Here is a 9,787-nt window from a genome sequence, read left to right as displayed (position 1 = left end):
CCCGGCGGTGTGCGGCCGACGCCTTCCCGGCGCGGGTGGAGCACGGCGCGGCGCTGGCCGCCTTCACGCGCGATGCCCGGCCGGTGGGCGACGAGGACGCGGTGGCCTCACCCGAGCCGCCCGAGGGCGCCTTCCGGATCGGCTGACGCGGGCGGTACGGGCGGGGCGGCGGCCACCTCGACGGACCCGGTCCGGCGGGTCAGGTTGCGTACGTCCGGCACGAACAGCACCGCCGCGGTGACGAGCACGATCAGCGCGGAGCACCCCCACAGCGCCGTGCCGCGCCCGACCAGGGACTCGACGGGGCCGGCCAGGGCGGTGGCGACCGGCACCATGGCGACCGAGCCGAACCAGTCGTAGGCCGCGACGCGCGACAGCTTCTCCTCGGGGATCTCCTGGTGCATCGCCGTCATCCAGGAGACGCCGAACACCTCGATCGCCGTACCGCTGGCGAACATCACCACGCACAGCCAGGTGGCGGACAGCGGCACGGCGAGCCCGGCCGACGGCAGGGCCAGCGGGAAGACGCAGAGCGTTCCCGCCAGCAGCAGCCGGCGCGGCTTCCACCGCATCATCAGCAGCGCCCCGGCCAGGTTGCCGGCGCCGAACGCGGCGAGGGCGAAGCCCCAGGGCCGGGCGCCGCCCAGCGAGTCGCGGGCGACCAGCGGCCCGTAGACGGCCTCGGCGGCGCCGACCGCGGCGACGACGACGGAGAACTGGGCGACGACGGCCCACAGCCAGGGGCGGCCGGTGAACTCCTTCCAGCCGTCCCGCAGGTCCGCGAGGAGCCCGCCGCCGGGGGCGCGCTCCGGGACGTGGCTGACGTCGAGGAAGGCGCGCAGGGCTCCGGCGACGGCGAAGGCGGCGGCGTCCACGGCGAGCACCCAGCCGGGGTCCATGGCCGCGATCATGGCACCGCCGAGGGCCGCGCCGCCGATCGCGGCGCCCTGCGTGGACATCCGGAAGAGCGCGAAGGCGCGGCTCGCCTGCTCGCCGCTGACGCTGGACATCAGCATGCCCTCGGCGGCGGGGCTGAAGAAGGCCTGGCCGGTGCCGCACAGCGCGGTGAGCACCATCATCTGCCACAGCCGCGGCTCGCCGGCCAGGACCAGCACGGCGAACACGCCCTGCGAGACGCAGTTGAGGGCGTTGGCGGCGACCATCACCCGGTGGCGGGGTATCCGGTCCGCCACCGCCCCGCCGATCAGCAGGAAGAGCACCAGCGGCACGGTCCGGGCGGCGGCGACGAGGCCGACGTCCCCGGCGCTGCCGCCCGCCTGGAGCACCGCGAACGCCGCCGCGATCAGCGCGCCGTGGGTACCCAGGCCCGTGATGATCGAGGCGGCGGTCAGCAGCCGGTAGTTGCGGCCCGCCGGTACGGGCCGGGCGGAGCGGGGGGCGGGGGCGGCTGCGTCGGTCACCCAGGGACTATCGCGGTCCCGCCCCCGTCACGCAAATGAGTTACCGGACCTGGCTCAGGACTCGGTCTCGGTGGCCGGCACGATGCGCACCGTGCTGAGGATCTTCTCGATGGTCGCGTTGGGCAGTTCGTCGTCGACGCCCGCGACGGCGTACAGCACCCACGAGGAGAACTGGCCCTTGCTGTTCTTGAACGTGAACGCGTAGGTCTTGCCGTCGGTGCTGCACTTGGAGCGCTTCTTGACGTCGGGCGCGGTGGCGGTGACCAGGCTGCCGGTGAGGCCCGACTTGGTGGTGTACTGCTTGGGCTTGCTGATCTTGATGGTCTTCTTGGGCATGTGCTGCGCGAACGCCGCCCAGGCCCAGGTGCCCGCCTCGTTCCGGGCGTTCTGGTCGGCGTCGGTCGCGCCCTCGGCGCCCCGGGTGCCGGCCCCGGCCAGGCTGTACTTGTCCTTGGTGCCGTCCTTGTCGGCGTCGTCCGTGCACCACTCCTGCTTGAGGTCCGCCGGGCCGGTGAAGCCGATGAGCGGCGAACCGTCGTCCTTCTTCTCGTCCTCGAAGTAGGACAGCGTGCTCGGCGAGGACACCTCCCAGTCGCCCGGTACGTCGAACTGGGTGCCCCACTTGGGGTTGGTCACGACCTTCCAGCCCGGGATCTGCGGCTGGGCGTCCTCGCCGCCGCGCGGGTTCTCTTCGGGCGACGCGGACGCGGCGGGCTCGGAGGGCTTGGCGGACGCCGACGGCTTGCCGGCGACGTTCTTGCCGTCCTTGTCGTCGTCCTTGTTCAGCACGAGGAAGCCGGTGACCCCGGCGGCCACCACGACCGCGGTCGCCGCGACGATGGCGATGAGCGTCGTCTTCTTCTTGTCACCGCCCGGCTGCGCGGGGCCGGGCGGGCCGGGCACCGCGTACTGCGGGGCCGTCGGCTGCTGGTACGGGTTGGGCTGTCCGTAACCCCCCGGCGCGCCCTGCTGCGGGTACCCGTAACCGGGCTGCCCCTGCTGCTGATATCCCGGCTGCTGATAGGGATTCGGCTGCTGGTACCCCGGCTGCTGGTACGGGTTCTGGTTCTGGTCCTGCGGGTTCTGCTCGCCCCCGGGCGGCTGCTGTCCTGGCCACATGGCCAGTAACGATAGAGGGGCCCCGCGCGGCATGCCACGCCCGCCCCTGTGTGCGAACGGTGAAGGCCGCGGCGGCCGCGGCCGGGAACCGGACGTGAGGGCATGGCCAAAGACTTCTACCCGTGAGTAACATCAGGGTCCATGAGCGCTGAACAGATGACCGCCGGCGAGATGCTCGCCGCGACCGTGCCGATGGTCCGCACCCTCAACCTCGAATTCCTGGAGACCACCGCCGACCGCGCGGTGATCCGCATGCCGGACCAGCCCGACTACCACAACCACGTCGGCGGACCCCACGCCGGAGCCATGTTCACGCTGGCCGAGTCGGCGAGCGGCGCCATCGTCATCGCCGCGTTCGGCGACCAGCTCTCGCGCGCCGTGCCGCTCGCGGTGCGCGCCGAGATCGGCTACAAGAAGCTCGCCATGGGCGAGGTCACCGCCACCGCCACCCTCGGCCGCCCCGCCGCCGAGGTCGTCGCCGAACTCGACGCGGGCGAGCGCCCCGAGTTCCCCGTCACGGTGGAGATCCGGCGCGCGGACGGCGCGGTGACCGGCGAGATGACCGTGATCTGGACGCTGCGCCCCCACTCCTGAACCCGTACGCCCGAAGGGCCGCCCCGCACCGGACCGGCGCGGGGCGGCCCTTCGCGCTGTCGGCCCCGGCGGCGCTTGCGGGTAGGCTGCCCGCCGTGCGCCGGCGCCGTGAGGGCCGCCCGGCGGGCGACCCGCATCACTACGGAGGAAACGGCGTTGCACATCCAGGAATGGCTGGAGACCGTCCCCGCGATCAGCGTCTACCTCCTGGTGGGCCTCGTCATCGGACTGGAGAGCCTCGGCATCCCGCTGCCCGGGGAGATCGTGCTGATCAGCGCCGCGCTCCTGGCCGCCGGCCACGACGGCGTCAACCCCTGGATTCTGGGCGCCTGCGCCACGGCGGGTGCCGTGATCGGCGACTCGATCGGCTACGCCATCGGCCGCAGGGGCGGCCGGCCGCTGCTGGCCTGGCTCGGCGGGAAGTTCCCCCGGCACTTCGGCGAGAGCCAGATCGCCATGGCCGAGCGCTCCTTCCAGAAGTGGGGCGTGTGGGCCGTCTTCTTCGGCCGCTTCGTCGCCCTGCTGCGCATCTTCGCCGGACCGCTGGCCGGCGTGCTGCACATGCCGTACTGGAAGTTCCTCGTCGCCAACGTGCTCGGCGGGATCGTCTGGGCCGGCGGCACCACCGCCGTCATCTACTCCGTGGGCGTCGTCGCCGAGGACTGGCTCAAGCGGTTCTCCTACCTGGGCCTGGGCATCGCCGTCCTGATCGGCCTCACCTCGATGCTCATCCTCAAGAGCCGCGCCAAGAAGGCCGCCGCCCATGCCGCGCCGGCCCCCGCGCCCGTCGCCGACTGAACCGGCGCGCCCGGCCTCAGCCGCCGCACGCCTCGCGGTGCGCCCTGGCCAGCTCCACGTAACCCACCGCGTTGAAGCGGACGCCCGCCAGCTCCTCCTCGGTGAGCGGCCGCTTCACCTTCGCCGGCACCCCCGCCACCAGGGAACCCGGCGGCACCCGCATCCCCTGCGGGACGAGGGCCTGCGCCGCGACCAGCGAACCCGCGCCGATGTGCGCGCCGTTGAGAACGGTGGCCCCCATGCCGATCAGGACGTCGTCCTCGACGGTGCAGCCGTGCAGGACCGCGTTGTGTCCCACCGACACCCGCTCGCCGACCGTCACCGCGAAACCGGGATCGACGTGCACGCTGCAGTTGTCCTGGATGTTGGAGTCCGCGCCGATCACGATCGGGCCGCAGTCCGCCCGCAGCACCGCCTGGTACCAGAGGCTGGAGCCCGCGGCCATCGTGACGTCGCCGATCGCCACCGAGGTCGGCGCCGTGAACGCGTCCGCGTCGATGCGCGGCTCCTTGCCGCCCAGGGCCATGACCAACGCCTGCTCCGCCATCGCGCGCTCCTCCGTGTTCCGGTGCCGTGTCCCCGTGCCGCGGCTCGGGCACACCGTATGCGACCCCCGGCCGGACCGCCGGGGCGTTGGGGTGAAGATCACAGTCCGTAGCGCGCGCCGTGTCCGGGGCTGCGGACTACCGTGAGCCCGTGCCCACCCACCGAAACGCCCTCGCCGCCCTCACCGCGTGGCGGCGGCGCGCCCTGTCCGGGGCCGTCCACCGCTGCTGGCGCTGGGCGCGGGAGGCCGGCGCGGTCACCGCCGAGCACCCCGGCGGGCTGCGGTTCGGCCGGATCGGCGCGGGCACCCGGCTGGCGTTCCCGCAGGGCACGGTGTTCGGCGAACCGTGGATCGAACTGGGCGAGCACTGCGTCATCGGCGAGCAGGTCACGCTGACCGCCGGGCTCATGCCCGACCTGGACCTCGGCCCCGACCCGATCCTCACCCTCGGCAACGGCGTCGTGCTGGGGCGCGGCAGCCATGTCGTCGCCGACACGACGGTGACCATAGGCGCGGACACGTACTGCGGGCCGTACGTCTACATCACCTCGACCAACCACAGCTACGACGACCCGCACGAGCCGGTCGGCAAGCAGTGGCCCCGGATGGAGCCCGTGTCCATCGGCCCCGGCTGCTGGATCGGGACCGGCGCGGTGATCCTGCCCGGTGCCCGGCTCGGCCGCAACGTGGTCGTCGCCGCCGGTGCCGTCGTGCGCGGCGAGGTGCCCGACCGGGCCGTCGTGGCGGGCGCGCCCGCCCGCGTCGTACGCAGCTGGCACCCGGACGAGGGCTGGCAGCCGCCGCTGCGGACCCCGGCCCCGGTACCGATCCCGGAGGGCGTGACCCCGGAGCAGCTGCTGGCCGTGGCGGAGCTGGAAGAGGGCTGACCCGCCCCGTCCCCCCGTACCGCCGGCGGCCCCGTCCCGGCCGGTGCCCCGCAGTACAGTGCGACGGACCGGTGGGCTCACGGCACCGCACCGCGGTGCGGTACGCCCGACCACGGCCGAGACGATATTGGACGGAATGTGACCGACCTCGATCAGCTGACCCAGTCCCTCGCGCGCAACCTCAAGCGCTGGCGGGGCGAGCGCGGCTTCACCCTGGACACGCTGGCCGCCCGCGCCGGAGTCAGCCGCGGCATGATCATCCAGATCGAGCAGGCCCGCACCAACCCGAGCGTCGGCATCACGGTCAAGCTCGCCGACGCGCTCGGCGTCAGCATCACCACCCTGCTCGACTACGAACAGGGTTCCCACGTCCGCCTGGTCCCCGCCGACCAGGCCGTCCGCCTCTGGTCCACCGAGGCGGGCAGCGCCACCACCCTGCTGGTCGGCGCGGAGGCGCGCGGCCCCCTCGAACTCTGGTCCTGGCGGCTGATGCCCGGCGACGGCAGCCGCTCCGACCCGCACCCCGAGGGCACCGTCGAACTCCTCCACGTCACCGCCGGCACCCTCACCCTGGTCGTCGACGACACCCCTTACACCGTGCCCGCCGGCACCTCCGCCACCTTCCAGGCGCACCACCCGCACGGCTACCGCAACGACGGCGACGAGATCTGCGAACTCAGCATGGCCGTCAGCATCCCGCCCGTCAGATGAGACGCCCGCCGCGCCGCACGGCGCCGCTGTTAGCGTGACGCGCATGCGCGCACCCCTCGGCTCCTTCGACAACGCCCTCCCCGCCGCCGACCGCCGGGACCTGCTCACCGCCCCCGTGGCCGCCGCGGTCGGCGCGGGCTGGGGAGGCATCACGCCCGACCAGGTGCTCCACGTGGACACCGACCCCGAGATCGCCGACACCGCGGCCTTCGTCGCCCACCACGGCGCCGGACTGCTCGACCACTCGGCGAACTGCGTCGTCCTCTCCGGCAAGCGCGGCGCCGACGTCACCCTCGCCGCCTGCGTCGTCCTGTCGCACTCCCGCGTCGACGTCAACGGCGTCGCCCGCAAGCACCTCGGCCTGCGCAAGGCGCGCTTCGCCTCGATGGACACGGCGGTCGGCGAGACCGGCATGGAGTACGGCGGCATCACCCCCGTCGGACTCCCGGCCGGCTGGCCGCTGCTCATCGACTCCGCCGTCGTGGACGAGGAGTGGGTCCTCATCGGCAGCGGCTCCCGCCGGGGCAAGCTCATCGTGACCGGCAAGGCGCTGGCTGCCCTCCCCGGCGCCGAGGTCGTCGAGGGCCTCGGCGTCCGCGCCCCGGACGCCCCCTGACCGACGGACCGACTGACCGACGACCCGGCTAACCGAGCCGGGGGATCTCGATGGCGGGGCAGCGGTCCATCACCATGTCCAGGCCCGCCGCCCGGGTGCGCGCGTACGCCTCCTCGTCCACCACACCGAGCTGGAACCAGACCGCGCGGGCGCCGGCCGCGACCGCCTCGTCGGCCACCGCGCCCGCCAGATCGCTGTTGACGAAGACGTCCACCACGTCCACCGGGAACGGGATGTCCGCCAGCGAGGCGTACCCCTGCTCGCCGTGCACCGCCTCGGCCTTCGGATGCACCGGCACCACCCGCTTGCCGAAGCGCTGGAGGACCTCGGCCACGCCGTAGGCGGCGCGCGCCCGGTTGCCGGACAGCCCCACGACCGCCCAGGTGTCGCCGGTGTCTTCCAGAATCCTGCGGATCGTCTCCGTGTCTGCGTCCATGCACCCCACAACCGGCCGCCCGTCCCGGCCATTCCCGCAGCACGCATAGGGTGGCGGCATGCAGGAGGAGTACCGGACCGTCGCCCGCGCGGGCGTGCACGAGAGCGAGATCAACCGGTCCCGCTTCATCTGCGCGCTCGCCCCCGCGGCCACCGAGGAGGAGGCGCAGGAGTTCGTCGCCCGCGTCCGCAGGGAGCACCCGACCGCCACCCACAACTGCTACGCGTACGTGATCGGCGCCGACGCCTCCGTCCAGAAGGCGAGCGACGACGGCGAGCCCGGCGGCACCGCCGGGGTGCCCATGCTCCAGATGCTGACCCGCCGCGAGGTCTGCTACGCCGTCGCCGTCGTCACCCGCTACTACGGCGGGGTGAAGCTCGGCGCCGGCGGTCTGATCCGGGCGTACGGGGGAGTGGTCGGCGAAGCCCTCGACGCGATCGGCACCCGCACCCGCCGCCGCTTCCGGCTCGCCACCGTCACGGTCGGCCACCAGCGGGCGGGCCGGCTGGAGAACGAGCTGCGGGCCACCGGGAGGACCGTGCGCGAGGTCCGGTATGCGGCCGAGGTGACGATCGAGATCGGGCTGCCGGACGCCGAGGTGGAGGACTTCCGCCGCTGGCTGGCCGACGCCACGGCCGGTGAGGCACGGGTGGAACTCGGCGGCGAGGCGTACGACGACGCCTGACGCGGACCGCGCGCCCCCGGCGCGATGGGAGACTGTGGGGCGTGAGCGCACAGGGACACAGCAAGCGAACGATGCGGACCGGAGCCGGGTCTTGAGGATTCTGCACACATCGGACTGGCACCTGGGCCGGTCCTTCCACCGGGTCTCCCTGCTCGACGCCCAGGCCGCCTACCTCGACCACTTGGTGGACACGGTCCGCGAGCACGAGGTCGACGCCGTCGTCGTGGCGGGCGACGTCTACGACCGGGCGGTCCCCCCGCTCAGCGCCGTGCGCCTCTTCGACGACGCCCTGCACCGCCTCGCCGCCGCCGGGGTGCCCGCCGTGATGATCTCCGGCAACCACGACTCGGCCCGCAGGCTCGGCGTCGGCGCCGGACTCATCGGCCGGGCCGGCATCCACCTGCGCACCGACCCCGCGCACTGCCACGCCCCCGTCGTCCTGGCCGACACCCACGGCGACGTTGCCTTCTACGGGCTCCCGTACCTGGAACCCGCCCTGGTCAAGGACGTCCTCAAGGCCGGCCGGACCAGCCACGAGGCCGTGCTCACCGCCGCCATGGACCGCGTCCGCGCCGACCTCGCGGGGCGCCCCGCAACCACCCGCTCCGTCGTCCTCGCCCACGCCTTCGTCGCCGGCGGCGAGCCCAGCGACAGCGAACGCGACATCACCGTCGGCGGCGTCGCCGCGGTGCCCACCGGGGTCTTCGACGGCGTCGACTACGTGGCCCTCGGCCACCTCCACGGCAGCCAGGCCGTCACCGACCGGGTCCGCTACTCCGGCTCCCCGCTCGCCTACTCCTTCTCCGAGGCCGACCACCGCAAGACCATGTGGCTCATCGACCTGGACGCCTCCGGCGCCGTCACCGGCGAACGGATCGACTGCCCGGTGCCCCGCCGCCTCGCCCGCCTCCGGGGCCGGCTCGACGCGCTGCTGGAGGACCCGGCGCTCGACCGGCACGAGGACGCCTGGGTGGAGGCCACCCTCACCGACCCGGTCCGCCCCGCCGAGCCCATGGCCCGGCTCGCCGAACGCTTCCCGCACACCCTCGCCCTCGTCTTCGAACCCGACCGGGCCCCCGGCGACCCCGAGACCTCGTACGCCCGCCGGCTGCGCGGACGCGACGACCAGAGCATCGCGGAGGACTTCGTGGCCCACGTCCGGGGCGGCTGCGGAACCGACGAACGGGAACGGGCGGTGCTGCGCGGCGCCTTCGACCACGTCCGCGTGGAGGACGGCGTCCGCGAGGTGAACCGGTGAGGCTCCACACCCTGCGCATCACCGCGTTCGGCCCCTTCGGCACGACGCAGGAGATCGACTTCGACGCGCTCTCCGCCGCCGGCCTCTTCCTGCTGCACGGGCCGACCGGCGCCGGGAAGACCTCCGTCCTGGACGCCGTCTGCTACGCCCTGTACGGAGCCGTCCCCGGCGCCCGGCAGAGCCCCGGCACCTCGCTGCGCAGCGACCACGCCCCGGCCGACCTGCCGACCGAGGTCCAGCTCGACCTCACCGTCGGCGGACGCCGCCTGGAGATCACCCGCAGCCCCGCCCAGACCCGCCCCAAGAAGCGCGGCAGCGGCCACACCACGGAGAAGGCGCAGAGCCGGCTGCGCGAACACCACCCGGAGCACGGCTGGCGCGGGCTGAGCAAGTCGCACCAGGAGATCGGCGAGGAGATCACCCAGCTCGTCGGCATGAGCCGCGAGCAGTTCTGCCAGGTCGTCCTGCTGCCCCAGGGCGACTTCGCCCGCTTCCTGCGCGCCGACGCCGAGGCGCGCGGCCGGCTCCTCGGCCGCCTCTTCGACACCCGGCGCTTCGCCGCCGTCGAGGAACGCCTCGCCGACCTGCGCCGGACGGCCGAGGCACAGGTCAAGTCCGGCGACGACCAGATCCTCGCGCTCGCCCAGCGCATCGCCCAGGCGGCCGGCCCCGCCGCCCGCGAATGCCCGCTGCCCGACGCCCGGCCCGGCGACCC

12 protein-coding genes and 1 pseudogene are annotated in these 9,787 nt (G+C 73.8%); 9 read left to right on the top strand and 4 right to left on the bottom strand.

All coding sequences use genetic code 11. The features are described 5' to 3' along the window. Window positions 1-146 (top strand): annotated as a pseudogene (locus tag MHW47_RS26785) (spermidine synthase-like protein); the annotation flags it as partial. On the opposite strand, the gene MHW47_RS26780 reads toward MHW47_RS26785, so the two are convergent. Together MHW47_RS26780 and MHW47_RS26775 are read right to left on the bottom strand one after the other, a co-directional pair. Further along, window positions 108-1,421, bottom strand: coding sequence for an MFS transporter (locus MHW47_RS26780; protein WP_239226338.1), 1,314 nt, complete (start codon window positions 1,419-1,421; stop codon window positions 108-110). The pseudogene MHW47_RS26785 and the gene MHW47_RS26780 sit on opposite strands and share 39 nt — an antisense overlap. Window positions 1,422-1,475: 54 nt before the next feature. Next, window positions 1,476-2,540 carry a hypothetical protein gene (locus MHW47_RS26775; protein ID WP_239226337.1) on the bottom strand — a complete coding sequence of 355 codons (1,065 nt, stop codon included), beginning with the start codon at window positions 2,538-2,540 and terminating at the stop codon, window positions 1,476-1,478. 156 nt (window positions 2,541-2,696) lie between these two features. Between MHW47_RS26775 and MHW47_RS26770 the strand changes: the two genes are divergently transcribed. Together MHW47_RS26770 and MHW47_RS26765 are read left to right on the top strand one after the other, a co-directional pair. Then, entirely contained in the window at window positions 2,697-3,134 is a 438-nt protein-coding gene (locus MHW47_RS26770) for a DUF4442 domain-containing protein (protein WP_239226339.1), read from the top strand. A gap of 156 nt (window positions 3,135-3,290) precedes the next feature. Next, window positions 3,291-3,932, top strand: coding sequence for a DedA family protein (locus tag MHW47_RS26765; protein WP_239226336.1), 642 nt, complete (start codon window positions 3,291-3,293; stop codon window positions 3,930-3,932). Window positions 3,933-3,948: 16 nt separating this feature from the next. Here MHW47_RS26765 and MHW47_RS26760 read toward each other — a convergent pair whose 3' ends face one another. Continuing rightward, window positions 3,949-4,479 carry a gamma carbonic anhydrase family protein gene (locus MHW47_RS26760; protein ID WP_239226335.1) on the bottom strand — a complete coding sequence of 177 codons (531 nt, stop codon included), beginning with the start codon at window positions 4,477-4,479 and terminating at the stop codon, window positions 3,949-3,951. 149 nt (window positions 4,480-4,628) lie between these two features. Here MHW47_RS26760 and MHW47_RS26755 point away from each other — a divergent pair, with 149 nt between their 5' ends. The 3 genes from MHW47_RS26755 to MHW47_RS26745 all read left to right on the top strand — a co-directional run bounded on the left by MHW47_RS26755 (window position 4,629) and on the right by MHW47_RS26745 (window position 6,693). After that, on the top strand, window positions 4,629-5,366 hold the full coding sequence (locus tag MHW47_RS26755) for a DapH/DapD/GlmU-related protein (RefSeq protein ID WP_239226334.1): 738 nt from the start codon (window positions 4,629-4,631) through the stop codon (window positions 5,364-5,366). A 138-nt stretch (window positions 5,367-5,504) separates the two neighbouring features. Further along, window positions 5,505-6,077, top strand: coding sequence for a helix-turn-helix domain-containing protein (locus MHW47_RS26750; protein WP_239226333.1), 573 nt, complete (start codon window positions 5,505-5,507; stop codon window positions 6,075-6,077). Between the two features lie 43 nt (window positions 6,078-6,120). After that, on the top strand, window positions 6,121-6,693 hold the full coding sequence (locus MHW47_RS26745; protein ID WP_239226332.1) for a YbaK/EbsC family protein: 573 nt from the start codon (window positions 6,121-6,123) through the stop codon (window positions 6,691-6,693). Window positions 6,694-6,721: 28 nt separating this feature from the next. Here the strand turns inward: MHW47_RS26745 and MHW47_RS26740 are convergent, their stop codons facing one another. Continuing rightward, on the bottom strand, window positions 6,722-7,129 hold the full coding sequence (locus MHW47_RS26740) for a CoA-binding protein (RefSeq protein ID WP_239226331.1): 408 nt from the start codon (window positions 7,127-7,129) through the stop codon (window positions 6,722-6,724). Between the two features lie 58 nt (window positions 7,130-7,187). Here MHW47_RS26740 and MHW47_RS26735 point away from each other — a divergent pair, with 58 nt between their 5' ends. The 3 genes from MHW47_RS26735 to MHW47_RS26725 form a co-directional block, all read left to right on the top strand. After that, window positions 7,188-7,814 (top strand): YigZ family protein, encoded by a 627-nt coding sequence (locus MHW47_RS26735; RefSeq protein WP_239226330.1) that lies wholly within the window; start codon window positions 7,188-7,190, stop codon window positions 7,812-7,814. 91 nt (window positions 7,815-7,905) lie between these two features. Beyond that, the gene (locus MHW47_RS26730; RefSeq protein ID WP_239226329.1) at window positions 7,906-9,072 is read left to right on the top strand and encodes an exonuclease SbcCD subunit D; all 1,167 of its coding nucleotides are present in this window, start codon (window positions 7,906-7,908) and stop codon (window positions 9,070-9,072) included. Next, window positions 9,069-9,787, top strand: a 719-nt coding sequence (locus MHW47_RS26725) for an AAA family ATPase (protein ID WP_239226328.1), incomplete at its 3' end; no start/stop codon positions are given. The genes MHW47_RS26730 and MHW47_RS26725, both read left to right, overlap by 4 nt.

It is taken from the genome of Streptomyces sp. OfavH-34-F, assembly GCF_022347745.1.
In the GTDB taxonomy this organism is placed as follows: Bacteria; Actinomycetota; Actinomycetes; order Streptomycetales; family Streptomycetaceae; genus Streptomyces.
The sequence above is the reverse complement of the archived record's forward strand: the minus strand, read 5'-3'. Positions and strand labels throughout refer to the sequence as shown.